The sequence below is a fragment of the Filimonas effusa genome (assembly GCF_004118675.1).
Taxonomy (GTDB): domain Bacteria; phylum Bacteroidota; class Bacteroidia; order Chitinophagales; family Chitinophagaceae; genus Filimonas; species Filimonas effusa.
In genome coordinates this window covers 152,690-178,624 of the sequence record NZ_SDHZ01000005.1, presented here as the reverse complement: position 1 = coordinate 178,624, position 25,935 = coordinate 152,690, and the positions used below count along the sequence as shown (strand labels likewise).

General features: G+C 44.5%; 27 protein-coding genes. 13 read left to right on the top strand and 14 right to left on the bottom strand.

The window, feature by feature from the left end; all coding sequences use genetic code 11:
- Positions 1-159 precede the first annotated feature (159 nt).
- The 4 genes from ESB13_RS22210 to murI all read left to right on the top strand — a co-directional run bounded on the left by ESB13_RS22210 (position 160) and on the right by murI (position 5,032).
- Positions 160-2,868, top strand: a complete 2,709-nt coding sequence (locus ESB13_RS22210; protein ID WP_246022658.1) for a BamA/OMP85 family outer membrane protein — start codon at positions 160-162, stop codon at positions 2,866-2,868.
- 28 nt (positions 2,869-2,896) lie between these two features.
- On the top strand, positions 2,897-3,409 hold the full coding sequence (locus tag ESB13_RS22205) for an OmpH family outer membrane protein (RefSeq protein WP_129005989.1): 513 nt from the start codon (positions 2,897-2,899) through the stop codon (positions 3,407-3,409).
- A 91-nt stretch (positions 3,410-3,500) separates the two neighbouring features.
- Positions 3,501-4,106 (top strand): OmpH family outer membrane protein, encoded by a 606-nt coding sequence (locus ESB13_RS22200; protein ID WP_129005987.1) that lies wholly within the window; start codon positions 3,501-3,503, stop codon positions 4,104-4,106.
- 92 nt (positions 4,107-4,198) lie between these two features.
- Positions 4,199-5,032: a glutamate racemase gene (gene murI, locus ESB13_RS22195; protein ID WP_129005985.1), complete on the top strand. Its 834-nt coding sequence runs from the start codon at positions 4,199-4,201 to the stop codon at positions 5,030-5,032.
- Positions 5,033-5,099: 67 nt separating this feature from the next.
- Here murI and ESB13_RS22190 read toward each other — a convergent pair whose 3' ends face one another.
- From ESB13_RS22190 to ESB13_RS22175, 4 genes are all read right to left on the bottom strand, one after another.
- On the bottom strand, positions 5,100-5,492 hold the full coding sequence (locus tag ESB13_RS22190) for a DUF4907 domain-containing protein (protein ID WP_164974317.1): 393 nt from the start codon (positions 5,490-5,492) through the stop codon (positions 5,100-5,102).
- Positions 5,467-6,540 carry a Kelch repeat-containing protein gene (locus tag ESB13_RS22185; RefSeq protein WP_129005981.1) on the bottom strand — a complete coding sequence of 358 codons (1,074 nt, stop codon included), beginning with the start codon at positions 6,538-6,540 and terminating at the stop codon, positions 5,467-5,469. The genes ESB13_RS22190 and ESB13_RS22185 overlap by 26 nt, the downstream gene beginning before the upstream one ends.
- Positions 6,541-6,627: 87 nt before the next feature.
- On the bottom strand, positions 6,628-7,323 hold the full coding sequence (locus ESB13_RS22180) for a LytR/AlgR family response regulator transcription factor (RefSeq protein ID WP_129005979.1): 696 nt from the start codon (positions 7,321-7,323) through the stop codon (positions 6,628-6,630).
- Positions 7,316-8,539, bottom strand: a complete 1,224-nt coding sequence (locus ESB13_RS22175; protein ID WP_164974316.1) for a sensor histidine kinase — start codon at positions 8,537-8,539, stop codon at positions 7,316-7,318. Before ESB13_RS22175 ends, ESB13_RS22180 begins: the two co-directional genes overlap by 8 nt.
- Before the next feature lie 222 nt (positions 8,540-8,761).
- Between ESB13_RS22175 and ESB13_RS22170 the strand changes: the two genes are divergently transcribed.
- The 5 genes from ESB13_RS22170 to yidD all read left to right on the top strand — a co-directional run bounded on the left by ESB13_RS22170 (position 8,762) and on the right by yidD (position 12,503).
- Positions 8,762-10,141, top strand: a complete 1,380-nt coding sequence (locus ESB13_RS22170) for a DUF4270 family protein (RefSeq protein ID WP_164974315.1) — start codon at positions 8,762-8,764, stop codon at positions 10,139-10,141.
- 14 nt (positions 10,142-10,155) lie between these two features.
- Entirely contained in the window at positions 10,156-11,409 is a 1,254-nt protein-coding gene (locus ESB13_RS22165) for a hypothetical protein (RefSeq protein WP_129005974.1), read from the top strand.
- Between the two features lie 105 nt (positions 11,410-11,514).
- Positions 11,515-11,670, top strand: a complete 156-nt coding sequence (gene rpmH, locus ESB13_RS22160) for a 50S ribosomal protein L34 (RefSeq protein WP_129005972.1) — start codon at positions 11,515-11,517, stop codon at positions 11,668-11,670.
- A gap of 116 nt (positions 11,671-11,786) precedes the next feature.
- The gene (locus ESB13_RS22155) at positions 11,787-12,248 is read left to right on the top strand and encodes a ribonuclease P protein component (protein ID WP_281275065.1); all 462 of its coding nucleotides are present in this window, start codon (positions 11,787-11,789) and stop codon (positions 12,246-12,248) included.
- A gap of 12 nt (positions 12,249-12,260) precedes the next feature.
- A complete protein-coding gene (yidD, locus tag ESB13_RS22150) occupies positions 12,261-12,503 on the top strand; it encodes a membrane protein insertion efficiency factor YidD (RefSeq protein WP_129005968.1) in 243 nt (80 codons plus the stop codon).
- 102 nt (positions 12,504-12,605) lie between these two features.
- On the opposite strand, the gene ESB13_RS22145 is transcribed toward yidD, so the two are convergent.
- The 4 genes from ESB13_RS22145 to ESB13_RS22130 form a co-directional block, all read right to left on the bottom strand.
- Positions 12,606-13,214 (bottom strand): hypothetical protein, encoded by a 609-nt coding sequence (locus ESB13_RS22145; RefSeq protein ID WP_129005966.1) that lies wholly within the window; start codon positions 13,212-13,214, stop codon positions 12,606-12,608.
- A gap of 103 nt (positions 13,215-13,317) precedes the next feature.
- Positions 13,318-13,923, bottom strand: coding sequence for a superoxide dismutase (locus ESB13_RS22140; protein ID WP_129005964.1), 606 nt, complete (start codon positions 13,921-13,923; stop codon positions 13,318-13,320).
- Between the two features lie 139 nt (positions 13,924-14,062).
- Entirely contained in the window at positions 14,063-14,509 is a 447-nt protein-coding gene (locus ESB13_RS22135) for a nucleoside deaminase (RefSeq protein ID WP_220399747.1), read from the bottom strand.
- Positions 14,510-14,542: 33 nt separating this feature from the next.
- Entirely contained in the window at positions 14,543-15,049 is a 507-nt protein-coding gene (locus tag ESB13_RS22130; protein WP_129005962.1) for a hypothetical protein, read from the bottom strand.
- 142 nt (positions 15,050-15,191) lie between these two features.
- Between ESB13_RS22130 and ESB13_RS22125 the strand changes: the two genes are divergently transcribed.
- Positions 15,192-15,587 carry a c-type cytochrome gene (locus ESB13_RS22125; RefSeq protein WP_164974314.1) on the top strand — a complete coding sequence of 132 codons (396 nt, stop codon included), beginning with the start codon at positions 15,192-15,194 and terminating at the stop codon, positions 15,585-15,587.
- Positions 15,588-15,668: 81 nt separating this feature from the next.
- Here ESB13_RS22125 and dusB read toward each other — a convergent pair whose 3' ends face one another.
- The gene (dusB, locus tag ESB13_RS22120) at positions 15,669-16,706 is read right to left on the bottom strand and encodes a tRNA dihydrouridine synthase DusB (protein WP_129005958.1); all 1,038 of its coding nucleotides are present in this window, start codon (positions 16,704-16,706) and stop codon (positions 15,669-15,671) included.
- Positions 16,707-16,739: 33 nt separating this feature from the next.
- Between dusB and ESB13_RS22115 the strand changes: the two genes are divergently transcribed.
- Both ESB13_RS22115 and ESB13_RS22110 read left to right on the top strand, forming a co-directional pair.
- Positions 16,740-17,684: a CPBP family intramembrane glutamic endopeptidase gene (locus tag ESB13_RS22115; RefSeq protein ID WP_129005956.1), complete on the top strand. Its 945-nt coding sequence runs from the start codon at positions 16,740-16,742 to the stop codon at positions 17,682-17,684.
- Complete coding sequence (locus ESB13_RS22110) at positions 17,681-17,890, top strand: putative signal transducing protein (protein WP_129005954.1); 210 nt, start codon at positions 17,681-17,683, stop codon at positions 17,888-17,890. The genes ESB13_RS22115 and ESB13_RS22110 overlap by 4 nt, the downstream gene beginning before the upstream one ends.
- Before the next feature lie 39 nt (positions 17,891-17,929).
- Here ESB13_RS22110 and ESB13_RS22105 read toward each other — a convergent pair whose 3' ends face one another.
- From ESB13_RS22105 to ESB13_RS22085, 5 genes are all read right to left on the bottom strand, one after another.
- Positions 17,930-18,391 (bottom strand): cytochrome d ubiquinol oxidase subunit II, encoded by a 462-nt coding sequence (locus ESB13_RS22105; RefSeq protein WP_129005952.1) that lies wholly within the window; start codon positions 18,389-18,391, stop codon positions 17,930-17,932.
- A 113-nt stretch (positions 18,392-18,504) separates the two neighbouring features.
- Entirely contained in the window at positions 18,505-19,908 is a 1,404-nt protein-coding gene (locus tag ESB13_RS22100) for a TolC family protein (RefSeq protein ID WP_164974313.1), read from the bottom strand.
- Between the two features lie 10 nt (positions 19,909-19,918).
- Positions 19,919-21,277 carry an HlyD family secretion protein gene (locus tag ESB13_RS22095; RefSeq protein WP_129005948.1) on the bottom strand — a complete coding sequence of 453 codons (1,359 nt, stop codon included), beginning with the start codon at positions 21,275-21,277 and terminating at the stop codon, positions 19,919-19,921.
- 2 nt (positions 21,278-21,279) lie between these two features.
- Positions 21,280-22,878, bottom strand: coding sequence for a peptidase domain-containing ABC transporter (locus ESB13_RS22090; protein WP_164974312.1), 1,599 nt, complete (start codon positions 22,876-22,878; stop codon positions 21,280-21,282).
- A 502-nt stretch (positions 22,879-23,380) separates the two neighbouring features.
- The gene (locus ESB13_RS22085; protein WP_129005945.1) at positions 23,381-24,688 is read right to left on the bottom strand and encodes an MFS transporter; all 1,308 of its coding nucleotides are present in this window, start codon (positions 24,686-24,688) and stop codon (positions 23,381-23,383) included.
- A 102-nt stretch (positions 24,689-24,790) separates the two neighbouring features.
- Here ESB13_RS22085 and ESB13_RS22080 point away from each other — a divergent pair, with 102 nt between their 5' ends.
- Positions 24,791-25,687: a LysR substrate-binding domain-containing protein gene (locus ESB13_RS22080; RefSeq protein ID WP_129005943.1), complete on the top strand. Its 897-nt coding sequence runs from the start codon at positions 24,791-24,793 to the stop codon at positions 25,685-25,687.
- The last annotated feature ends 248 nt before the right edge of the window (positions 25,688-25,935 follow it).

Sequence of the window (25,935 nt, the reverse complement as noted above, 5' to 3'; positions counted from 1 at the left end):
GACTTTTAATAATTCCCGTTAATTTGCCGCCACTTATCCCAAAGCCAACTGCGGAAAGAATATATCTTATTCTCTGGGGGCTTAAACAAACAGCAATATTGGATGCGTACAGTGTGTAAATCTCTTCTTCTGGCAATCTCAGTCTGCTTTTGCAGCCATTTGGCCATAGCACAGGTTCCCGGAAAAAACCCTTCCGACTCAGGAATTACTTCCATTGATGCAGATCTGATGAACCTGTTTAATCAGAAAACCCCTAAAAAATATAAGGTGGCTTCTGTGAAAGTCGTAGGCAACAAGTTCTTCGACGAGGCACTTTTTCTCTCCATTGCAGGCATCAATGTTGGCGACGAAGTTACCATCCCCGGTGGCGACGCCTTCTCCAAATCGCTTACTAAACTCTGGGCTCAAAATTATTTCAGCGACATCGCTATCTATATTACACGCGTAGAAGGCAGGAATATAGATGTTGAAATTGATATCACCGAGCGCCCGCGCTTGTCGAGGTTTATATTTAAAGGGATCCGTAAAGGTGAAGTAGACGATCTTAAGTCGAAAACAAACCTGGTAATAGGTCACGTGATCACCGAAAACATGAAGATCACCGCTATCGACGCAATCCAACGTTACTACTATGAAAAAGGATTCCGTAACGTTAAAGTCAATATCGAAGAAATAAAAGATGAATCGGCGGAAAACTATGAACTGCTTACTATCCATGTTACCAAGGGTAATAAGGTGAAGGTAAACCAGATCAGCTTCTTTGGTAATACGGTAGATGAAGCCAAACTGAAAAAGCAGATGAAAGGAACCAAGGAAATGTCACGTATGACCTTGTTCCCTGCCAATGAAACCGGCGGTTTCGGCGATCCTAAAAAATATACCTTCCAGGACTACCTCCGCGATAAAGGTTTCCTTACCTACTCCAGAACCAAGAAGGTGCTGGATCCTTATCTGCGTATCAAACTCTTTACTTCAGCAAAATTCAATGAAAAGAAATTTGATGAAGATAAACTCTCCCTGCTGGAATACTATAACTCTATCGGTAACCGCGATGCCGTTATCGAAGACTATACCACCTTCCCCAACAGTAAGGGGAACCTCAATATCCATATTAAAGTAAACGAAGGACATAAATATTACTTCGGTAACATTACCTGGAGAGGTAATACCAAATTCTCCGACTCTGTTCTTACCCTTATCCTCGGTATCCAGAAAGGTGATACTTATAATGCCGAGATCCTGAATAAGAAACTCGGTAAAACCATTTCTCCCGAAGGCGGCGATATCAGTGGCCTTTATATGGACGATGGTTATCTGTTCTTCCGTACCGATCCGGTTGAAACAGCGGTATATAATGATACGATCGATTTCGAGATCCGTATCATCGAAGGCCCGCAGGCTACGATCAAGAACGTTCGCATCAGCGGGAACGATAAAACCAAGGAATATGTGGTCCGCAGGGAATTACGTACGGTCCCCGGCGACAGGTTCAGCCGTGAGGCGCTGATCCGTTCACAACGTGAGATTGGTGCACTCGGATATTTTAATGCTGAGAAAATTGGCATCAACCCTGTACCCAACCCCGACGATGGTACGGTGGATATTAATTATACACTCGAAGAAAAATCGAGCGACCAGTTGGAGTTGAGTGCCGGCTTTGGCGGTGGTATTGGCTTAACCGGTACCCTGGGTGTATCGTTCAACAACTTCTCGGCGAAGAATATCTTCAGCCGTAAAGCCTGGGATCCTTTACCTACCGGCGACGGACAAAAACTCAGTCTCAGGGTACAGAGTAACGGACGGGCCTACCGCTCTTATAATATCTCGTTCACTGAGCCATGGCTTGGCGGTAAAAAACGGAATGCGTTAACAGTAAGCTTGTTCGATACCAAGTTTGCAAATGCTTACGATCCCTATACAGGTACTTATAAAAAATCTGCTGCCGATACTTCCTATTTTAAAACAACAGGTGTTTCCGTTGGCCTGGCTAAACAATTGAAATGGCCCGATGACTATTTCTCTCTTGGCTTTACCTTAAGTTATGCCCGTTATAAATTAAGGAACTATGCTATCGACCGTAACCTTGTATTGAGAGACGGTACCATTTTCGACGATGGCGCTTCAAACAACCTGAACCTGAAAATAGCATTGCAGCGTAGTTCGGCAGGTCCTAACCCGTATTTCCCTACACAGGGTTCCAACTTCCTGGCCAGCTTACAGGTGACGCCTCCTTATTCGCTGTTTGACAAGAATATCGTTAATGAAACAAACCCGTATAAGTGGGTGGAATATCATAAATGGCGTTTCTCCGGCGAATGGTTTGTGCCTATCAGCAAGCCGCATGGCGAAGACAGGAACAAAATGTTCGTGTTGAAGGCAGCCGCGAAAATGGGCTTCATAGGAAGGTATAACAACCGTCTTAAGATCTCTCCGTTCGAACGCTTCCAGGTGGGTGATGCAGGCTTGAGTAATACATTCGCCCTGTTGGGTTATGATATCATTTCACAACGTGGTTACCCTGTTTACGAAACTTCCGATCCTTCGGTTAACCCCGACCAGCAAGGTGCTTCCCAGTACTTCACCATGTTTAATAAATATGTGATGGAACTGCGCTATCCGTTTAGCCTTAACCCAAGCAGTACCATCTATGGTGTTACCTTCTTTGAAGCAGCCAACGGCTGGTACTCCTTCAAAGATTATAATCCTTTCCGTTTACGTCGCTCTGTGGGCGTAGGTATGCGTTTCTTCCTGCCAATGTTCGGTTTGCTTGGATTTGACTATGGTATAGGTTTGGATAGGATTACACCGGGTAATGGCCTGAAAAATGCTTCAAGGTTTACATTTATGCTGGGCTTTGAACCTGAATAAGCAGTATTTTACGTTTAAAATGCTTTCTATGAACAAAATCGTGTTATTGATCTGTTTGCTGGTGTTAGGTTACACCGGCTACTCGCAGCGCTATGCGATCATTGATACCAAGTACATCCTGAATAAGATCCCTGAATACAAACAGGCTGAGCAGAAATTACAGCAAACAAGCGATCTGTGGCAGAAGGAAATTGATGCAAAGCAGGCAGCCCTGGAAAAATTATATAAAGATTATGAGGCTGAGAAAGTGATGTTAAGTCCCGAATTGCAGAAAAAAAGGGAAGATGAGCTGTACAACCGTGAGAAGGAAGTGCGTGATCTGCAACGTAAACGCTTTGGTTATGAAGGAGATCTGTTCAAGGAACGCCAAAAGCTCGTAAAGCCTCTGCAGGATAAAGTTTACAATGCCGTTCAGAAACTTGCAGTGGCCCGCGGATATGATTTTATTCTCGATAAAAGTGAAGGAATTACCGTTATATTTGCCGACCCCAAACTCGATAAGAGTGATGATATCCTAAGAGATCTGGGCGTCAAGAACTAGTTTATATTTTAACCTTTATACAATTAACAGTGCAACAACCCTGTAAATAAAGCAAGCAGGTTGTTCTATTTATTAAAACAAAAAGAAATAGATGAAAAAGGTGTTATTTTCTCTGCTGGCTGTTACAGGCATGTTGTTAGCATCTTCTGACAACGCAAAGGCTCAGGCGCAGCAGGGTATTAAAATTGGTGTGTTTGATATTGAGATCATGATGCAGGTGATGCCTGAATACCGCCGCGTTGACAGCTTGGTACGCCAGTACGAGCAAGATACACTGGGTGCTGAATACCGCGACTACCAGTCGGAATATCAGCGTCTCGACAGCATTTATAAAAAAGACTCAGCAGCTGGAAAATCTAAATCTGTTCTCGATATGCAGCGCCAGCAAATGCAAAGCGTAGCTATGAACCTGGTTTACTGGCAGCAAATTGCTCAGAATAAATCTGATCAGAAAAGGGCCGTTCTGGCACAACCGCTTTACGAAAAAGTAGTGGCAGCGTATAAAAAAGTACTTGATACCAAGAAATATACACTGATCCTGAAGCCAAACACTTTCGAAGCAGGAACTACCGTTGACAATATCTTTGAACTGGTAGCCAAGGAAATGAAAATTCCTTTACCTCGTGAACTGGGTGGTGGTATGGAAGAAGAGCTCGCTCCTAAACCTGCGCAAGGTGTAAAACCAGCTGGTAAGTAATAGCAAGCGTTATAACTTTTTATAAAAGAATGGTCAGTGGAGTAAATGCCATTGACCATTCTTTGTTTCAGGTACTTATGAAATGAATACATATGGAACCGGTTACACATCCGATAGGGGTTTTTGATTCAGGATATGGCGGACTAACAGTGCTACGTGAAATAGTAGCCAAACTGCCCGGATATGATTATCTGTACCTGGGCGATAATGGCCGGGCGCCTTATGGGTCGCGGTCTTTTGAAACGGTTTATCAGTATACACTGCAAAGCGTTCAATGGCTTTTTGCGCAGGGATGCCCGCTTGTGATACTGGCCTGTAACACGGCTTCCGCCAAAGCGCTGCGTTCTATCCAGCAGAAAGATCTGCCCGTAATAGCTCCTGATAACAGGGTGCTGGGTGTTATCAGGCCTACATCCGAAGTAATTGGCAATTACACCAGGTCGAACAAGGTGGGCATTCTTGCCACCAATGGCACGGTACAGTCGCAGTCTTATCTTCTTGAAATAGAAAAGTTCTTCCCGGAGATCCAGGTATCGCAGCAGGCATGTCCAATATGGGTGCCTCTTGTCGAAAACAATGAATATGAGAATGAAGGTGCGGATTATTTCATTCGTAAGAACGTACATCAGCTGCTGGAAAAGCAGCCTGATATCGATACAGTGCTACTTGCCTGCACACATTACCCGCTGCTGCAGGACAAGATAAAGCAGTTTCTGCCTGCGAATGTGAATGTGGTGAGCCAGGGAGCTATTGTGGCAGATAGTCTTGAAAACTACCTGCAAAGGCACCCGGAGATGGAAACCCGGTTGAGCAAAGGAGGGAACAGCAGCTTCTATACGACAGATGCGCCTGAAGACTTTAACAAGGCAGCCCGCAAGTTCTATGGCGGTCATGCTATCGCCTCTTTACACGTAGACCTGCAATAGCCTTACAATTAACCTGAAATAGAAAAGCCTCCGGAAACGGAGGCTTTTAAAATATGATTCGTAAATACTACTGCTGGGTTGGCAGTTGTATCTGTAAGTCTTTTAACTCTTGTTCGCTGAGTGCGGGAATCTGGCCTTCTTTTATTTTCTGTATTACCAGGTGAGCCGTTTTTTCAGCATCTGCCTTCGTTGCAAATCCGTGAATCCCGGAAATTGCAGGAATACGGTCCTGCTTAATATAAAGCTTATGGTCTACATAAATATCATATTCCCAGCCAGCACCATTCTTCAGCTCAACAAATTTTACATCTATCGGTAATTTGTCCTCAGGACTTGGAGCCGATTTTTTCTCCTGCTGCTCAGCTTGTGTGTGCTGCTGGCAGGAAAACATAGTTCCTGCCAGTAACACACATATCAGTAACAGTTTTATATTACTAGTCGGTAGAGCTATAAGTTTCATTCGGAAGGAATTCATCAAAGTTATCGAGGTAGCTGGAACCGCTTTCTCCTAAGCCAATAAAGCCTCTTCCTTTAACTGCAAAGCCTACACCGGAAGAACGTGCTGTACGTTCGTAAGCTGTACGGATGACCCACCTGTCTAAAGCAAAGTCGTAGCGCCATGTTTGTGAGTTATAAGCACCTACAGATCCTGTAGTAACATAACCATAATCACCGATCACGAAACCTACGCCGAAAGTACGCGCGATACCAGTGCTTGATCCTGCGCTGCCGTAATCATCATCAAATGAATCGTCTTTCGCATTGTAGACCTTTTCTTTTTCAGTCCATTTTGTACCGTCAAACTCAAACATATCGGTAGATACGGAGCCGCCGGCGGAACCTCCCAAGATATAAGCTTTATTACCATGAACAAGGGCAATAGCGCCGGAACGTTTGTCGCCTCCTAAAGTAGGAAGATTGTTAGTCCATGTTTTGGTAGTGGTATCATACATGGCGAGGTCTTTCTGGTAAGCGCCGTTTTCGTCTAAACCGGTGGTGATATAACCTTTTCCGTTCAAACCAAATCCAACTGCGTTTTTACGGGCTGTGTTGGGATAGTCGGCACGTTGTGTCCAGGTCTGTCCATCAAATTCCCAGAAATCGCGGAGCAGGGTCGTTTTATTTGAGGATACGCCGGTTCCAACGAAACCTTTGTTACCGATGTTGAATCCAACGGCGTCTGAACGGTGTACACCCGGGAAGGTAGCTACCTGTGTCCAGTAATAGTTACCGCTTCCGTCGGTAGGTATATTGAATTTCCAGAAATCTTTCATGAACCCTTTTTCTACAAGGCCTGCAGCGTCTTTGGCATTGACATTGTAACCAGTACCAACATAGGCAGTCTCATTGATAACAAATGATACGGCAGCAGTTCTTGCAGCGCCGTCAAATTGTCCTCTTTTCACCCAGTTGCCTTCTTCAGAATCAGGGTTGGAAGAGCTTTTACTGCAAGAGCTCAACGCAAGCACCACACAGGCAGAACCTGCAATAAGCAATGAATTCTTCATACGAATCATATCTAGTTTTGAAATTTTGCGATTAAACACACTTTCACAAGTATAATGGGGCCAAAATAAAGGCTTTTTTGTTTAGCACTACGAGTTTTGATGTATAATTTCCTGTAAATTATTCTTAAAACCTATGCTGACAGGAATGTCTGTTTGCCCGATCACCACCCGGTTTTTACAAATTACATTGATCTTACTTACCGACACTATGTACGAGCGGTGAATGCGCGCAAACCGTTCCGGCGAGAACTTTGCTTCAAACGATTTCAGATTCTGCAGGGTATAAATAGGCTTGGGATTATCTTTCAGGTATATCTTGGAGTAGTCTTTCAGTCCTTCTATATACAATATATCTTCCAGGTCCACCTTTACTATTTTATATTCCGTTTTAATGAAAATGAACTCCTGGGCAGGTTTACCCTTCAGTGCTGCAAGATAGGTATGGGCTTTATTTACAGCCTGAAGAAAGCGGTTAAACGGTATGGGTTTTAACAGGTAGTCGAGTATATTCAAGTGATAGCCTTCAAGCGCATATTCCTGGTAAGCGGTTGTAAATATAACGGCAGGACGCTTGTTCAGGCTGCGCAGGAAATCTATTCCCGATATATCAGGCATTCTGATATCGAGGAACATGAGGTCTACTTCCTCATTCTCTACATACTGCAAAGCTTCCAGTGCATTGGTGAAGGAAGCCTTTAGTTGCAGGAATGGCACTTTATCTATAAAATCCTGCAGGATCTCGACCGCAAGCGGCTCATCGTCGATAATAATACACTTAATCATACAAGCCTTCTTTTAACTGAATAGTTAGTGATACACTATAAATATTATTCTCCTCCGTAATGTATAAGCTGTGCATTGGCTGAGGATAAAGTAATGCAAGCCGCTTTTTTACATTCTCCAGCCCTATACCGCCTACTTCCGCATGGTGCTGGTGAAATATTTTGTTAGATACCGCCAGTATTAGTTTTTGCTGCATCACCGTGATTTTTATTTCCACATAGCAGTTCTGGCTGTAACTGATGCCGTGTTTAAAAGCGTTTTCTACAAACGGGATCAGTAACATAGGCTCTATTGCATGTCCGGAGGGAGATCCTTCTATCGTGTAGTTAATGTTTACCGTAGCGGGTAGCCGCAACTTTTTGAGATCGATATAATTCTGCAGGTAATCGAGCTCCTTTTCCAGCGCCACCGTGTTGGTATTCGACTCATAGATCATATACCGCATCATCTGCGACAACTGTAATATTGCTTCCTGCGTTTCATCGGCTTTTCTGCGTGCCAGCGCATAAATGCTATTCAGGGAGTTAAAAAGGAAATGGGGATTTACCTGCGATTTTAAAAAGCCCAGTTCTGCATTCAACTTCTCCTTTTCTAATTCTTCACGCCGCTTTTCTGCTTTAAACCATTCAAGCGCTATTTTAATGAACCCGCTGGCCAGCAGTATTAACAGGGCCGAAAACAGGGCTTTCCGCAACGTCATGGAAAAGATAAATCCCGGTAACCCGGCAATGACAAATCTGGGACCCTCTCGTTCCCCGGGTGGTGGTGGATGGTTAAAACGCCCGGGCGGCATGCCTTCCCTGCGCTGCATGCGACTGTAGCGTTCCGCAAACCGGCGTGCTTCCTCTTTCGATTGTAACCTGTGTGGCGGCATGATAACAGGCCGGAAGCCACTTTCAGGTATACGCCTGAACGTATATAATTCTACAGTATGCTGCTCGGTAATAATCGTTAGCAGCCCCAGCAACGCCAGCAATATATAAGTTGTGATCCGCCCTTTCACAAAAAAACGCGGAATCAGGAAGTTCATGTGAAAATAAAACAGGCCTACCAGGAAGGTATTATTAATGCATTCCTTTACATAAAAGGCGGGATCAAGTACTCTTATATTGTACGACAGCAGCGGCAGCAGGAATACGATACACCAGATAATAACCTGGAAAATAATCCGCCAGTAAGGCATCTGTCTTATGCTTCGTAGAAATTTTTCTCGCATTGCGCATAAAATTAATGGCGAAGCCGCCGCCATTTTGCAACTTTATCAATGTATTAACGGCAATATTCTGTATCATGCAGCCCGAAAAAGACGTATTTGAGCCGAAAATCCTAATATTGTGCCCTATTTGTCGGAGGTTAACGGCATTTTAATATATTCTAACAATTCACTAACATGCGCAATAGTTATTATTGCCAACCCTTTCTAAAAAGGTGCAATCATATGCAGAAAAAAAGGCAATATGTTCCCGTTCTCTCAACATTACTGGCTGTTGGCGTATTATTCGCGGCTTCGTCGTGTAAAAAAGTGGATATTGATTTTGGCGGACAATATGTCCCTAATGAAAGCTCCAGGGTGGTAAAGGTTGATACCATCACTCCCGTGGTTTCTACTGTATATGCCGACTCGTTCTCTACTGCTGCAACAGGAACAATGTTGCTGGGCGCACATACCGATCCCTATTTTGGAAGATCTGTAGCTTCCAGCTATTTTGAATTTGCACCGCCAACAGGAACTACCTACGACGTGAATGCTGAATACGATTCTATCATCCTGGTGATAAAACCTGCATCCACAAGAGCTTATTATGGCGATACACTTACCGATCTGCATATAGGTGTACAGGAGCTTAATGAAGAGATCGTACCTGTAAGGCCCGGATCCACTACGTACAGCACTTTGTTCAATACTACTTCGTTCACGAAGAAAAGCGGTTTCCTTAATATTGGAAATACGCGTACAGCTGTTCGGGTGCAACCTTCTATTACCGATACCATTGTAGTACGTCTTAATGATCAGTTTGGTGCCAATTTGTTCAACTTATTAAAAACGAACAGCCAGAACATACAAAACAGTACCGCATTTATTAATGAAGTGCTGAAGGGAGTTTATATATCGGCAGGTGCGAATGATAACGTTATCCTGAACCTGAAAGATAGTGTGGATATGAGGCTCTACTATACCACACCCGGTCGTGAATCAATACATAGTTATGTTACCTTCACCCTCGCTAATAACGCGCATCATTTCAATCATATAGATATAGACCGCACCGGAACACCGCTGGGGAATGCCGGCTTTGGCAAAAACAAACAGGTGATTTCTTCTGAAGACCTTGGTAACAGGGCCTTTATGCAATATATCACAGGCTCTATGGTGAAAATTCAGTTTCCCACTGCAAAAGCATCCATCCTTAATGCGCCTGACTTCACGAGTATTTTGTCGGCTCACCTGGTCATACGCCCGTTAATCGGCTCGTATGAAAATACCTACAAGAAGCTGCCTGCATCTATAAGGCTTTCGACAACGAATATAAATAACCTGATTGGTTCCGATCTTACCTCCTCAAGCGGAAGCAGTATGCAAGTGCAAACAGGTAACCTGGTAGTCGACGACCGCAATCCTAAATCAACGGCCTACACCTACGATGTTACGAGTTATCTGTTGCAACAGATAAATCTCACGACCATAGACAATGGAAATGGGTTACTTATGTCGCCGCCTGCCAATACTACCAGCTTCGACAGGCTTGTTGTTGGAAATGCCAATAACACTGATGCCCGCATGGTGCTCACGATCTATTATCTGGCTGTAAACAAATAATGAGACTACTGTAAATGAAATACGTATCTAAAATATTATTGAGCGTACTGTTAATAAAGGCTGCTGCAGCATCTGCACAGAACAACAACTCTCCCTACTCCATTCTTGGTATAGGTGATATAGAGAACAGCTCCTTCGACAGGTCTACTGGTATGGGAGGCGCTGGTATAAGTCTTTATAGCGGCAGATCAATGTTCCATGCGAACCCGGCTTCTTACGGCAAGCTCGACGACCACTTTTTCTCTATGGAAATAAGCGGGCGTTTTAAAGCTACCAGTTACAGGGGTAATACGCTTGATGCCAATACAGAAGTTTCTACCGATATGCAAATGGGCAAACTTGCCCTCGCTATAAAAGTAAAACCATGGTGGGGATCAAGTGTTGGTCTCCTGCCTTATAGCAACAGCAGCTATTCCTTTTATGCCATTAAAGATATCGAAGGCAGTGGTGGTGAGGCTATGGACAGCTATAACAAAGGTTCAGGAGGTTTGAGAAAAGCTTACTGGGCCAATGGTTTCAGGCTTAACAGGAATTTCTCAGTGGGACTTGAAGCATCATTCCTCTTTGGATCGCTGACCCGCGAAGAAACCGTAAGTACCGCCAACATCAACGGTTCTACCATTACAACCAAGGTCGACAACTATATGAACGGCGGACAGGTTAAATTCGGTGCGCAATACGCAGCTAAACTGTCTGATAAATGGAGGTTGGGACTGGGTGGTATACTTACCAACAAATCGTCTCTGAATACAGAACAATATGTAAGCGTTACAGCGGGTACGTCTGCAATTGTGACCGACCGGATGAAAACAACAGCTCCTTTCGATCTGCCCCTTGCCTATGGCGGTGGCCTTTCGCTGAACTATAACCAGAAGTTTACAATAGCGGCTGATTATCAACGTCAAAACTGGGGAGAACTGAACCATACAGGGCTTAGCTACAAGCTGCAGAACAGCGACAGGTTCGCAATGGGTTTCGAATTTTCTCACAGGCTTCGTAATTCACCCATCGAAAGATTTTTTGTTCAGGCTGGCGCCTACATGGGCAACTCCTACCTGCAAATGTATTCTGAGCACCTTAAGAGCTACGGGGGTACCTTCGGCGTAGGACTTGCCAACAATAAAGGCAATCTTTTCTACCAACTTAGCGGCGAATATGGTATTCTGGGTACTACCAACCGTAACCTGATCAAGCAAAATGTGTCGATCCTCAATTTCACGATTATTTATCGTGATTTATGGTACACAAAAGTGAAAAAATACGATTAATATAAAATAATTGCCTTACCTTTGCCGTCCTTTCACCGGGTGGCAGTATGGTGACTGTCGCCGGAGTGTTGATATTACATTTTTGGGTTAGTAAAAAATTATTGCATGAAACGTACATTTCAACCACATACACGTCGTCGTAAAACTGTTCACGGTTTTCGTAAGCGTATGGAAACAGCTAACGGTCGCAAAGTATTAGCGAGCCGTCGCGCGAAAGGTCGTAAGAAACTGACAGTTTCCGACGAAAGAAAATTAAAATAAGCACCCACCGGAGCCGTTTATAACGGTGGCCGCAAAAGGTGTCTAAAACTGATAATTAAAGCTCCATCTTTGCAGGTGGGGCTTTTTTACATTGCAGTAAATAAAAAAGGTCAAATATTCAACAACGTTATACATATCGCAGAAACGACAAGCTGAAGAGCAGGAAGCTCATGGATGCTGTTTTTAAAGAAGGGCGTTCTTTCCTGGTGTTTCCTGTAAAAGTGTTTTTCTTTCAGCCAGGTCCTGAGATCCAGATGGCTGCACCTCTTCAGACCGGCGTTGGCGCCGGTTCCCGGCATTTCAAAAGAGCTGTTCACCGCAACCGTATCAAACGCTTGTTGCGCGAGGCTTACAGGCTTCAAAAGCCTGTGCTGGAGCAGTATCTGGTAGACCAAGGCCGGCAGTTGTCTGTTTTTATGCTGTATATCGACAAAACTTTACCTACCCAGGAGCAGCTGCACCAAAAAATGCCCCTGATAATGAAGCGTCTCATAAAAGAACTGAATACCGGACCTAAGGATGAAAGCCCCAATGCACAATCAGATAAAGGTGAGGATGGAAAGCAATTGCAAAGCTAAAAGTAAAGTCCAATGAAAGTATTGCTGAAATCTATTAGTCGTATTCTTGTTTACCCGTTCCTTTTCCTGATCCGTATTTATCAATATGTGATCTCCCCGGCTTTGGGGCCTAAATGCCGTTTTACTCCTACCTGTTCACAATATGCAGCCGAGGCGCTGAAAAAGCATGGTATTGTTAAGGGGATGGCGCTTTCTATCCGTCGTATTTCCCGTTGCCGTCCGGGCGGGGGAAGCGGTTACGATCCTGTTCCCTGAAGCTGTCTGCTTTTTGCTGTACCACTTAATTAAATTCATTCTCCCGCTATAGCGCTATCCGTCATTTGCGATAAAAAAAAGGAAGCATTGCTTCCCGTTTTTCTATTGAGTCATTTTTTTCAGTTTTTCAATTGTTTCCCTCACCTCGTTATTGGTAGAGAACTTATAGATCTCCAGTGGCTTGCCGTTAGCTGGCGGTTCAACGCCGGCGGCAGGAATACGACGGAAAGGTCCGAAAATACGGGCTCCGGCATTATCGGTTACTTTAACTAACTGATTGGGAGCTACCAGGTAATTATGGTTAGCAGCAGATACATTGGCGCCTTTTGTCAGTTGATCAAGGCTGTCTATCTTTTGTTTCAGGCTTTCCTGAGATATCACCTGTCCGCCGGCACTTTCTGTACCAGACTGCTGGAAGCTGCCAACAACTGTATCGGAACGCAAACTCAGGATGTAGTAACCTGGTTCAGCCGGTACATCGATGGTAGTTGATTTGCCGTCAGAAGTTTTTGCTGTGAGTGTGGTGGGCTTATTTCCTTTTAATTCTATTTCCTCTTCCGAATAGCCTGTGCCTTCCTTAACGGTGATGGTGTTATCCGTCTTTGCCACAGAAACAGAGCCCTTGACCATTACCAGTACTTTCTTTTCCGCTCCACCTCCACAGGCAGCAAGCAGTGCCAGTGGCAAGAGACCGAACAATGTTTTTTTCATCTTGAATCGTTATTTGTTAAGTATTAAGATTGAAATTAAAGAGCCTGGCATTCCACTGCCAGGCTCACAAATTAAAACCTATTTGAATATTAAGCCAATTTTTTTATTTGGCTGCTTCAAAACGTTCGGCGACTTTATTCCAGTTGATTACATTCCAGAATGCGGCCAGGTATTCGGGACGACGGTTCTGATATTTCAGGTAATAAGCGTGTTCCCAAACGTCAACACCCAGAACAGGCGTACCTTTTACTTCTGCAACATCCATTAAAGGATTGTCCTGGTTAGGTGTGGAAGAGACTTCCAGTTTGCCGTCTTTTACCAGTAACCATGCCCAGCCACTGCCGAAGCGGGTAGTACCTGCAGCATTGAACTTTTCTTTGAACGCGTCGAAAGAGCCAAAGGCTGCATCGATAGCATCAGCTAAGGCACCGCTGGGTTTACCACCTGCATTAGGAGCCAGGCTTTCCCAGAAGAAAGTGTGGTTCCAGTGACCACCGCCGTTGTTACGTACAGCAGGTGAAATTGAACCGGCATTTTTTACCAGTTCTTCAAGGCTCTTACTTTCATGCTCAGTGCCTGCAATTGCTTTATTCAGATTGTCGACATAAGCCTGATGATGTTTGCCATGGTGTATTTGCATGGTAGTGGTATCGATATGAGGTTCCAGAGCTTCATGCGCATAAGGAAGCGCGGGTAATGTGAAAGCCATAAGTGATCGTTTTTTAATTTTTGAAGAACGAAGATTAGTTGCAACAAATTTATTGCCAGATAAATAAGAATGCAAATTAACTTATACGCACCAGCCTGGAGTACGAAATGCGGAATTTCTGCCGCTATCTCTCCGCCAGCTATCGTCTTCTTGCTTTGAAAAAGGCGCGCATCAGCGATACTGCTTCTTCTTCCAATACCCCGCCTGTGAGCTGTGTTTTTGGATGAAAAGGCCATTTCTCGCCGGTAATATGTTTATACCCGTTCTTTTCATCAGCGGCGCCATATACAATACGTCCTATCTTGCTCCAGTACATAGCGCCGCAGCACATGAGGCAGGGCTCAACTGTAACATATAAGCACGCGTCAGGTAAGTATTTGGCTCCTATATAGTTGAAGGCCGAAGTCAGGGCGATGATCTCGGCATGTGCAGTAGGATCATTCAGCCGCTCTACCTGGTTGTGTCCCCGTGCAATGATCTTGTTATCGATTACTACTATTGCCCCTATGGGCACCTCTTCTGCTTCAAATGCATAAGAAGCTTCACGTAAGGCATGCTGCATGAAATATTCGTCGTCGTACATCATAAACAAGAATAATAAATTGTAACCTCTTCTCTACTATTGACCATCTATCATCAATTTTCCGATATAATGGGCGGCTCTTTGCGCTGCAAAATAATAAACGACAGCAATCACTACAACCTGTACGCACCAGGTAATGCCGAAGCCATACCAGAACGAACCTGGTGTACGACGGAGGAAGAATAACAATAGCATTCCGGCCATAAGCATTATCGCCTGTATCCAGCGGTAAACAGCAAATCGCTTTTGTATGTTTTTCATACGTGGCAATTCCGTTGTTTTTAGTTGCTGAGGATTCATATCTACTGCATATACATTGCTGATCCGCAAAGCGTCGCTCTCATTGTATACACGGAGTCCGGCAGCGCATTGCATTAAACCAAACAAGATCAGGGGAGCCGCCAGCCCTTTGCCAAATGGATTCCGCTGATATTGCCAGCAAACGATCGCAGCAGCGACAGCTATCAGCCCTATAGCTGCAAACCACCAGCCGGCCTGCTTTTGTGCTGTAAAGTATAACTCTATCTCTCCCTTTGTGATCATAGTGGTTGAAGCTTATTTACGCGTACGTGTTTTTTATTCGTTAAATAGCAGATTTCTATTATCTATCATGACATCTATCATAAAAGTAGCCACGTTTTGCAACAGGAACAGCATTAATTTAGCATCGCTAAAATATTCAGCCTTGAAAAGATATCTCATTGTTACCGCCCTCGCTGCGCTTACCGCAGCCTGCGGCTCGTCAGAAGAAGCAAAGTCTCCGGCGTCTGAAAAAAAAGAAACAAAACCGGCAGTAGATCTTAGCACTAATCCCGACTATCAGAAAGGTGTTAAACTGGTAGCCGGAAGCGACTGTCTTAGCTGCCATAGCATTAAGGCAACGCTGATAGGGCCGTCTTATAACAAGATTGCCGACAAGTATGAAAGTACGCCTGAAAATGTGACTACGCTCGCTACCAGGATAGTGAAAGGCAGCCAGGGCATCTGGGGGCAGGTTCCCATGACACCGCATCCCGTTGTAACCCAGGCCGATGCTGAGCAAATGGTAAAGTATATCCTGCTGCTCAAAACGCAGCAATAGCATAAGCAGAACTATAATAATATGAAGGCATTTGTACGTTTGCTAAAAAGCAGACGTACAAATAGTGCAGTTACTGCGGTTTTAGCAAGCGCATCCATCTCCTTCGGGAAAGGATGCTATGGTTCTTTTCTCCGGTATGAAACCGTTGTAACGAATAGCAATCTCTGCCAGCACCGCTTCAATTTCCTCTACGGTTTTCAGATTCACCAGCTGGTTACGGAATTCTTTGATATGGGGAAATCCTTTCAGGTAGTTGGTATAATGCCGGCGCATTTCAAGAATGCCGACCACTTCTCCCTTCCATTCAACTGATTTAAGCAAATGCTTGCGTATTACTTCTGTTCTTTGTTGAATAGTAGGAGCGGCAGCATGCTCGCCGGTTGCAATAAAATGTTTGATCTCGTTGAAGATCCAGGGGTAACCTATTGCTGCACGGCCTATCATAATGCCATCTACGCCATACCGGTTCTTATAGGCAACAGCTTTCTCCGCACTGTCAATATCTCCGTTGCCAAATATGGGTATTTGTATGCGCGGGTTATTTTTCACTTTGGCAATAAGCGACCAGTCGGCATGGCCTTTATACATCTGCGCTCTTGTTCGGCCATGGATGGAAAGCGCTTTAATGCCTGTATCCTGTAACCTTTCTGCAACCTCTTCAATGTTTAAACTGCTCTCATCCCAACCGAGGCGGGTTTTTACCGTCACCGGTTTGCTGGTTGACCGTACTACTGCCGCGGTAAGGCGCACCATCAGGTCTATATCCTTTAATACACCTGCCCCGGCTCCTTTACTTACCACTTTTTTAACGGGACAACCAAAGTTTATATCTACCAGGTCAGGATTGGTTGCGTCTACAATCCTGGCACTCAAAGCCATAGCTTCTTCGTCGCCGCCGAAGATCTGGATGCCCACGGGGCGTTCGTATTCAAAAATGTCTAATTTCTGCCTGCTTTTAATGGCGTCACGAATAAGCCCTTCGCTGCTGATGAACTCTGTGTACATCAGATCAGCGCCATTATCTTTGCACACTGCCCGGAATGGCGGATCACTAACATCCTCCATTGGCGCCAGTAACAGGGGAAAGTCCCCTAACTCAATTTGTCCGATACGTACCATAAATTTGCAAATTTACACCTTATAAGGCAAAGCATGTATTCAAGAACCGGCACTATCAATTATTCCGCTCAGTTTGGCTTTTTACTGGCAGCTTTTGGTTTTGGTATTGTTTTATCCTACATACTCCTGTTCCCACTGATAGCCTGGTTCCTGAATGTTCCCATGGAGGGAATAGCAGCTGCGCTGAAACAGCCTCAAAATGCTGATGTGTCTAAAGTGATGCAGGCCGCGGGAAGTTTACTTACCCTGGCCTTACCTGCGTTGTTATTTGCCAGTGTTACCTGGAAGCGTCCTTTTACTTACCTCGGCTTTTCCCGCTATGCCAGTGGCAAACAGGTATTTCTTGTTGTGATGATCGTATGTGCCTGCCTGCTGGTGGGGGGAACCCTTTCCTATCTTAATGAGATCATTCCTCTTCCCAACGGCTGGGCCGCAAAATTCAAGGCGATGGAAGACGCTTATGCAGAACTAATCATCACTGTTGCAGGTATGAAAACCCTACCGCAATTCCTGCTTTCCCTTGTTATTTTAGCCTTGTTGCCTGCACTTACAGAAGAACTCTTTTTCAGAGGCTGCCTGCAACAGGTGCTTATTGGCTGGACAAGAAATCCGTTTGTGGGCATACTTATAACCAGCATTATTTTCAGTGCTGTACATCAGTCTTTTTATGCATTCCTGCCACGCATTTTCCTGGGTATGGCTTTGGGGTATCTTTTTTATGACAGCCGTAATATCTGGTTAAGCATATGGGCGCATTTTTTTAATAATGCTTTTTCACTAACCCAATTGTATGCGCTCAGCCGTGCCGGCAAGCTCAACAATCAAAGTATGAACGACAGTTTCCCCTTGTATGTAGGGTTAATAGGTTTGGTTGCCGTTATTGGCTTATTCTATTCTTTCCGGAAAGAAAGTAATCGTATTTTAGCAATACGTAAAACGGCTGAACAACAGTATAACGATGTTAATGTAAATCCATGACACAAGCCTGGTTTCTTTTGTTCCGTACATCTGATTTTACCAAAGCCAGTATTATCAAGGGAATGCTGGAAGAAAACCGCATAAGGGTAGTACTGTTAAACAAACGCGACAGCAGCTATCTCAACTTCGGGGATGTTGAATTATATGTTCCCGCTCACCTGAAAGATATTGCCCGCCATCTTATGGACAATACGCTTATGAACTAAGCAAGGCTTTATTGACAAGGCACCAATAAAACTACCGGTTTAGTTATCGGGCAGATCCCGGCTTTCTCCTTCCGCCACTGGTGCTAAAGTTGCGGCTGCCGGTTTACTTACCAGGAAGAATATACAACTGCCGGCCCATGCCAGCCAGAACAAATAAAAAGCCAGATGAAACTGCTCCTTCAACAAACGGTGCGAGAAGGTATGCTGGAAATCATGGAAAGTAGCCCATAAACCGGCTATCGATATTGCCAGCAGGGCTGTTGCCGTATAGTTCGCTATCCTCGCAGGGAACTTCTTTTTAACAAGATACAGCACCAGTATCACTATCATTTGTAATGTAAAGAAGAACAGGAATGTCTTCCATCCTGATCGCAGGAACCGGTATTCTTTATAAAACAGTGCGATACCGGCTTTACCGATAAAGGAGATCTTGGAAACCAGATACGATTCTATACAACATAAGATAACCTGGCAGATGACCAGGAACGAAATTCTTGGCATGCTCTAATTTAGCAACATTCCCTAATCTGCGCACGAAACCAACATTATTATTTGTAAAATAACTGTTGTATCATATCCAGGGTATAGCTGGTAGTGGCAAAGAGCCCGGGGCATTACTGCAGCAGGCCTGCAGCCCATGATACTGCATAAGAAGCTTTCAGGTACTTGATCCGCAGCTCCGTTTGCTTTTGCAGGAGTTCTATCAGCTTGCTTTCGCGGCTGTTGATCATGAACAGGCTGCTTTCACCCTGCGAAAACTTCAGCTCCTCGTTACGCAGTAACGCACTGTAGTTGTTATACATACTGTTCGTTGTTCGCAACTGCTGTTGTAGTATCGCGTATTCATTGAAATAAGAGCGCACCTTGTTTGTTACCTGCCAGCGTTTGTTCTCAAACTGGAGATTTGTTTCCTTGATCTTCAGCTGTGCCTTCCGGTAGTCGCCGCGGCCTTCCCTTAAGAACAGCGGAAGTTTGAAGTCTATACCCCATTTATAATTATTCTCCAGCAAAGCGCCATTAAGACCTTTCAGGGCATAATAATCCCTGTTTAACAGGTTGGCTTTTACCGTAAGGTAAGGCAGCAGACTTTGAAATTTAAGCCTGCGTTCCACTTCAAGTGCGTCGAGCTTGAACTCATAACTTCTCAGGTCGGGATGCTGTAATACCGCCTGGCTGAGAATATTTTCTACCTGCCCTACTTCCTTATTAATAGCAAATTGCAGGGTATCGGGTCTATAGTGACTGGGTAACAGTACAGCGCTATCGTTGCCAAACCATAGGAAATTGGAAAGCTCCAATGCTGCGTTGTTAAGCTTCAGGAGGGCATCGGCCTGCTGCATTTCATAACTCTGGATCTGGGTATAGGCTTCAACCGTGTCCATCATAGCTTTGTCGCCATTGGCATATGCGTTGCGCAGCAGCTGAAGGCGCTTGTATCCGATGGAAATATAACGGTTGTAAATGCTATACAACTGGTAGGCTCCGGCCCACTGCCAGTAACTTGTATAGGCATCGAACAACAGGTCGTTCAACATACTGCGGCGTTCCTGTTCACTCTGGTCGCGATATATTTTAGCCTGGCGTAATACTGCCCTGCGCTTGTCCATCAGTAGTCCTTTCATCAGCGGAACTTCGAGCCCCAGGTAGCTGGTCTTCCCTTTCGTTACTTCCGATGTAATATAGTCGCCACCATTATTTTCGATACCTGTTTTTACATCAATGCCTATTGGCGTAGGGATCTTCAATTCAGGATTGGTATAATAATAATAGTTCTTGCCATCAAACGTCTTACGGCTGGCGTTAAGGCCGGCTGTAGGATCGAAACCACCTTTTGCGCTCAGTAATTCAGCTTCAGCCTTTTCTACCTGCAGACCTGCCTGGCGTGCCACAGGGTGATATTGTCTGATCCATTCTATAAACTGTTCAGGCGTTAACACTTCAGGCTGTTGCGCTTTTACAGCACCAGCATACATGATGGAACAAATAAGAAGGATTAAAACTGAATACTGCTTGCTCATACACTTCATCCTATTTCTCCTTTTTAGCCGCATAGCCTTTCTCTGTGGAAGGTTTGTAAAATTCGGGTGGGAATCCATTGATGTTACGCCATAGCTCATAATAAATAGGAACATCTTTCAGCAATGCGATACCACTGGCGCCGCCACCCATACGTAATAATTCAGGCCATTTCTTTTCATCCGGATCTTCTGTCACCAGCACCCTGAACTTGCCGTTATAACTTACCGAAGTTTCTACAGCGGCAACTTTGCCGCCAAAGGTACCATAACTGCTCGATGGCCAGCCGCTGAATACAATAGCAGGGAAACCGTCAAATACAAACCGGACTTTCTGTCCCAGATCTATCAACGGAAGGTCCATGGGTTCTACGAACATTTCAACCGCATATTGTACGTGGTTGGGAACTATTTCTACAACCATCTCACCTTCCTTTACCATTTCACCGAGACCCGCTTTACGCGCTTTCGTGATCTGGCCGCTCTGGGGGGCTTTTATGTAATACAGTTGGTTACGGATATCGTAGCTGGCATATACGTTCTGGAGCTTAGCTACATCAGCTTCGGTACTTGCTACGCTTGATAATGATGAAAACCTATCTCCTTCTGCCTTTGAAATTTTGTCGGTATATTCCTGTACGGTACTGTTCTTTTCTATTCGCAGCGCTATCAATTCCTGGCGGCTTTGCATCAATTTATTTTCAGAGCTTACCCTTTTGGCCAGCCCGTTCTGATAGCCCACTTTACGCTTTTCAAAATCGACCAGTGATATGGAGCCGCTATCGAGCATCAGCTGTGCCGCTGCTATCTGGCGTTTATACACACTTAACTCATTATCCACTGCAATTAAATCGGTGCTGTCACTGGTAACCTTCAGTTGTTGCTGTAATAATTTGTTGTCCAAAGACTGCAGCTTCAAGTCTCTTGCCATTGCCAGCGCTTTTGCCTGCGTTTCGGCTGTATTGGCTTTTCCTTTGTAACCTTCTATACTCTGCTGCTTGGCTACAATCTGTTGTTGCGTACGTTGCAACAGCTCCGGATCAAAATAGTCGACCTTTACCTCGCCGAGTTGCAGAATAGTATCTCCTTCCTTTACGAAATCGCCTTCTTTTACATTCCACTTTACAACGCGACCTGCAATAATGGTATTTACTTCCTGTGGGCGTTGTTCCTGTCTTAATGTGGTGACGGTTCCTTTAGCCCTGATATTCTGTGTCCAGGGCAGGAACATAACAATTATTAAAACAACCAGAACGCCTATCAGCCATTTACGGACATTATTTCTATGGCGGATCCTGTAAACTTTACTGAAAGCGCCCCATTTGCTGCTTTGTTCTTCTGCTTCTATATTCGCTTCTAAAAAATTAGTCATAGTTACACAGGGTTGTTTTGAATCATTCCTTTATCAAGATGTACTACTATGTTACAGTATTGCGACAATGTTTCGTCCTGTGATGCAATGAATACTGTAGCATTTTTATCGGCCTTTATCAGGTCTATCATGTTGCTGCGGCAGTGGCTGTCGAGATGCTCAAAAGGCTCTTCGAGGAGCAGCAAGCGATGTTTGCCCAGTAATGCCCTTACCAGCAGGATGTTCTGGCGTACATGATTGGTTAAGCGGTTGCCCGTAGGATCCAGGACCGTATCATAGCCTTCTTTATTGGAACGTACATACTGATCGAGGCCTGTTTTTGCTGCCAGATCTGTGATCTGCTCCATGCTTACTTCTGTACTGCCCAATGTGATATTTTCGAGTAAGGTACCCTGGAATATATCCTGGCTGCTAAGCAGCACACCGGTTTGCCTTCTCAGACTGTCGAGCCGGTAATTTCCTATAGGAATGTTGTCGATCAGCACGCTTCCACTGAATTTTTTAAAGTTACCTGTAAGTAACCGCAGCAGTGTAGACTTACCGGCTCCTGAATTTCCTGCAATATGAACGATACTGCCTGCAGGTACATTCAGTTTAATATCGCTTACTCCTGCGTTACCGTTAGGATAAGTAAAGCTGGTTTCATGGAATGAAACAGCAACGCCTTTGTCGATATTCTCCATTATCACATTACCTCCCTCTTCGATCTCGGCATTGGTAACCTTGTCCAGTTTTTCTACAGAAACCAATGCATCGTAAACCTTATCCAGGCTTAATATGATCTTTTCCACAGAGGTTATAATTGCAAGGATCACAATGTCGGCAGCAATAAACTGACCAATGTTGATCTGCTGGTTTACCAACAGTACTGCGCCAACCAGCAGCATCGCTGCTGTGATAACTACCTTAAAGCTGATAAGGCTCCAGAATTGTGTTAGCAATACGCGGAAGTATTTTGTGCGTGAATCGAGATAACCGCTTACCAGTTTATCCGTCTTTTCAATGTGCATGGACGTATTCTTCGAATACTTGAGTGTACGCACAACACGTGCTGTTTCTTCCATCCAGGCAGCAACATTATACTTGTAGTCGCTTGCTTTTAAGGCTGAAGCCAATCCCTGTGGTGAAGTAAGCCTTAATATGAGAATAACGATCAGCAGCAGCAAAGCGCCAAATGCAATGAACACAGGATGGTAGAACGATAAAAGCGCGACGCCGAATAACACCTGAATGACGGCAGCAGGTAAATCGAGCAATAGCTTCTCCAATCCCTTTTGTAACGATACTGTATCAAAAAAGCGATTTACCAGTTCGGGCAAATAGTATTGATCCATTTTTTCAATATTCAGCTTGGGTAACCTGTCGCTGAACTCAAAAGAATAACGGACAAAGATCTTCTGCTGCATTTTTTCTATTACCTGTAATTGCCTTACCTGTAACAGACCATTAAAGAATACCCCCAGTAAAACCATGATGATGAGTACTGCGATAGACGTTGAAAAGGAGCCTGCCATCACAAAACTGATAATGGTTTGCACACCCAGGGGAACAGAAAGCTGGAGTAAACCGGCCAGGATGGCCAGCATGTAAATAACAGACACGTCCTTCTTGTCTAACCTCACGATATTATAAAACCGAATAAAGGATTTTCCGATTGAAATCTTATCACTTGCCATACTACAATAAAAAAAAGTGTTCTGCAATAAAATGTAGATTTCCCAGAAGCCCAATTAGAATCTCATTAGAAAAAGAGTTAATGGGGTTTAACAGAGAAATATGTTAAAAAATCAGGCATAATATAAAGTTAATACACAGTTTTAAAATCCACTACGCCTTTTAATTTGAAAGAGCAGGGTCAGTAGAAGGTATGATAATTTTTATTTATGTTTTTAATGGAAGCGGTTTATTGCGGCCTGTACGCGGTATCCCGAACGATTAGCTTTCCTGTCGCTTTAGTATTATACGAAGTTTAAATTCATTCAGTTTGGGCCGGTGGAGAGCAGCACCTTTACAAAAAGAAAGAAGGACGATATCGAAGATACAGTCCTCCCTTCTTAAACCAACAGTCAGGAAATGCCAGACAAAAGTTCTTCAGGCAATGTCTTATGCCTTATTAAGCCGGCCTCTGAGCGCCAATACAAACGAAAGCCCGCTGAATAGGAGTAGCGCACCGAAGAAGCCATTCCAGTTGCCTTTGTCAATAAAAACGCCGCTGAAACTGCCAATGGTGCTGGATCCGACATAATAAAACAGCCAATATAATGCAGTTGCTGAAGTTCGTGCTGCAGGAGCCAATACAGTTACCTGCCTGCCTGCCATGGTTTGAGCGCTGAAAAATGATAGCGTGAAAAGTGCCAGTCCCGGAATGATGAGTATGAGATATGGCGTCATCATCAGCAATAATCCCGTTACAACGAGCAGAATGAACATACTTAACATATTCCGTGACGAGAACCTGTCGGACAGTTTGCCGGCCAGTATGTTTCCTGCAATACCAAAAGAATACATCAGGAAGATAGCTGCAATAAGGTAGTGGGGAAGGTGAAAAGGGGCGGCTTCGAGGCGGAAACCTAGATAGTTGTAAACACTTACAAAACAGCCGAGTAAGCATGCTGCGATCGCGTATAACCCCAGCAGTGTTTTGTTCATGAACAGCTGCTTCATTTGCCGGCGTTTATCCCGGAAAGGAACCCGGCAGGAATTGAAAAAACGGGAGGCGGGGAACTTGTAAACAAAGATCACGGCACATATGAGTCCTATGATGCCAATACTGAAAATGGCCCATTTCCATCCCACCCAGCCTGCTATTAGTGCTGCAATGATCCTGCCGGCCATGCCCCCGAAGGTATTGCCTGCGAGATAAAAACTGATAGCGGCTCCAATGGTGACAGCCGAAACTTCCTCGGCCAGATAAGCCAGGGCTACTGCCGATACTCCGGAAACACAAACTCCTTTCAGGAAAATGAATAACACCAGCAACGGATAGTTAGGCAGTAAGGGAGATAAGAGCGTAAGTGCGGCAGAGCTGAAAAGAGAAAACACCATTAAGCCTTTCCTTGAAAAATTATCTGCCATAAATGCAAAGAATAACAATCCGGTAGCCATTCCCAAGGTAGAAGAAGAAACCGTTAAGCTGCTGACGGCTGCAGAGCGTCCGAAATACGACGAAACCTGTGATAAAAGTGGTTGAAAAGCATATAACTGTGCAAATACAGATACGCCTGAAAGAAAAATACAGAACCGTATTCTGCGGTAACGGCTTTCACCCCTGCCCGTCTTTTCTTCTATGGGGGGTGCCGCTTCACTGTTTCCTATGACAGCAATCCTTTCTGTAAGCGCTTCTTCCGTTACTTCTGTAAATGATTGCTTCCTTCCTGAATAAATAGGTGTCCTTAAAGAACTTATTTTCATGCCGCTCTGGTAGACTTTGTAAACCGTAAAGTTCTCGTTTAAGTCTAAATTTGTAAAAGGGTATTTTTCTATTGAATCAATCGATAAAACCGATTTGCAATCATGGAACTTCGTCAGCTCAACTATTTCTTAAAAGCGAAAGAGTTACTCAATTTTACAGAAGCAGCCAACCATCTGCACATCAGCCAGAGTACGCTGTCACAACAGGTCAAGCAGCTGGAGGATGAGGTGGGAGTGCCTTTGTTCGACAGGATAGGCAAGCGGATCAGGCTTACTGAAGCGGGGCATTTATTTGCGGCCTATGCTGCGAGAACCGTAAATGCAGCGCGTGACGGGCTTCGCCTGCTGGATGATCTCAGCAACCTGAATACCGGTCACCTGGTAGTAGGGCTTACCTATGGGCTACGGGGGCTTGTCATTCCGTCGGTGAACAAGTTTGCGAAGCAGTTTCCGGGTATTACGATCCGTATATTTTTTGGGACCTCAGAAGAGATCCTGGAGAAACTACAAAACCAGGAACTGGATTTTGCGGTGTGTTTCCAGGACGATACGGATCTGCCTAACCTGGAATACCAGCTGTTATTTTATGCCACTATGTCCTTGATTGTGGCGGCTCATTCTCCTTTGGCGCAAAGAGAAAGTATTTCGCTTAAGGAAGTAGCCAAGCTGTCGCTGATCTTACCGGCCCAGGGATACAGTACGCGGAAGTTTGTAGATACGGTGTTTGCCCGTCAGCATCTGAAGCCGAATATCGCTATTGAAATAAACGATATTCCTACTTTGCTTGACCTGGCAAGAACCGGGAACTGGCATACTATTCTTACCCAGACTACTGTTCAGGCGCAGACGCCTGTTCCGGGGCAGCATTCGCTGAAAGCTGTTCCTATTGAAGGGAACAAGATGGTGAGGCAGGCAGTGATGATAACACTGGCAGGCATTTATAAGAAGAAGGCGGTAATTGCTTTTGAAACGCTTTTGCTGGAACTGGCTGTTAATTGACACCAGCTATCTGCTATCTCGTGTAGCAGCAACCTTGGCCGATCGCGCTTTTGTAATTTGTCCCCTCAATTAGACGAATATCTCCCCCGACATGTAAAAGACAAGGTTGGATATTGCAATTCATAGTTGTTAGTATCCCAATTGTTAGTGCATAGGCAATAATCAATAGAGGTTTAATTGAGGAGCCGCCTGTTCAGGTGGCTCTATATTTTTGCCGGGTATTCGATGTGTGAAACATTGAAACCTAT

Coding starts and splice junctions, on each gene's coding strand:
- ESB13_RS22205 (WP_129005989.1), top strand. CDS start 2,897: ATGAACAAAATCGTGTTATTGATCTGTTTGCTGGTGTTAGGTTACACC.
- ESB13_RS22200 (WP_129005987.1), top strand. CDS start 3,501: ATGAAAAAGGTGTTATTTTCTCTGCTGGCTGTTACAGGCATGTTGTTA.
- murI (WP_129005985.1), top strand. CDS start 4,199: ATGGAACCGGTTACACATCCGATAGGGGTTTTTGATTCAGGATATGGC.
- ESB13_RS22190 (WP_164974317.1), bottom strand. CDS start 5,492: ATGAAACTTATAGCTCTACCGACTAGTAATATAAAACTGTTACTGATA.
- ESB13_RS22185 (WP_129005981.1), bottom strand. CDS start 6,540: ATGAAGAATTCATTGCTTATTGCAGGTTCTGCCTGTGTGGTGCTTGCG.
- ESB13_RS22180 (WP_129005979.1), bottom strand. CDS start 7,323: ATGATTAAGTGTATTATTATCGACGATGAGCCGCTTGCGGTCGAGATC.
- ESB13_RS22175 (WP_164974316.1), bottom strand. CDS start 8,539: ATGCGAGAAAAATTTCTACGAAGCATAAGACAGATGCCTTACTGGCGG.
- ESB13_RS22170 (WP_164974315.1), top strand. CDS start 8,762: ATGCAGAAAAAAAGGCAATATGTTCCCGTTCTCTCAACATTACTGGCT.
- ESB13_RS22165 (WP_129005974.1), top strand. CDS start 10,156: ATGAAATACGTATCTAAAATATTATTGAGCGTACTGTTAATAAAGGCT.
- rpmH (WP_129005972.1), top strand. CDS start 11,515: ATGAAACGTACATTTCAACCACATACACGTCGTCGTAAAACTGTTCAC.
- yidD (WP_129005968.1), top strand. CDS start 12,261: ATGAAAGTATTGCTGAAATCTATTAGTCGTATTCTTGTTTACCCGTTC.
- ESB13_RS22145 (WP_129005966.1), bottom strand. CDS start 13,214: ATGAAAAAAACATTGTTCGGTCTCTTGCCACTGGCACTGCTTGCTGCC.
- ESB13_RS22140 (WP_129005964.1), bottom strand. CDS start 13,923: ATGGCTTTCACATTACCCGCGCTTCCTTATGCGCATGAAGCTCTGGAA.
- ESB13_RS22135 (WP_220399747.1), bottom strand. CDS start 14,509: ATGATGTACGACGACGAATATTTCATGCAGCATGCCTTACGTGAAGCT.
- ESB13_RS22130 (WP_129005962.1), bottom strand. CDS start 15,049: ATGATCACAAAGGGAGAGATAGAGTTATACTTTACAGCACAAAAGCAG.
- dusB (WP_129005958.1), bottom strand. CDS start 16,706: ATGGTACGTATCGGACAAATTGAGTTAGGGGACTTTCCCCTGTTACTG.
- ESB13_RS22115 (WP_129005956.1), top strand. CDS start 16,740: ATGTATTCAAGAACCGGCACTATCAATTATTCCGCTCAGTTTGGCTTT.
- ESB13_RS22110 (WP_129005954.1), top strand. CDS start 17,681: ATGACACAAGCCTGGTTTCTTTTGTTCCGTACATCTGATTTTACCAAA.
- ESB13_RS22105 (WP_129005952.1), bottom strand. CDS start 18,391: ATGCCAAGAATTTCGTTCCTGGTCATCTGCCAGGTTATCTTATGTTGT.
- ESB13_RS22100 (WP_164974313.1), bottom strand. CDS start 19,908: ATGAGCAAGCAGTATTCAGTTTTAATCCTTCTTATTTGTTCCATCATG.
- ESB13_RS22095 (WP_129005948.1), bottom strand. CDS start 21,277: ATGACTAATTTTTTAGAAGCGAATATAGAAGCAGAAGAACAAAGCAGC.
- ESB13_RS22085 (WP_129005945.1), bottom strand. CDS start 24,688: ATGAAAATAAGTTCTTTAAGGACACCTATTTATTCAGGAAGGAAGCAA.
- ESB13_RS22080 (WP_129005943.1), top strand. CDS start 24,791: ATGGAACTTCGTCAGCTCAACTATTTCTTAAAAGCGAAAGAGTTACTC.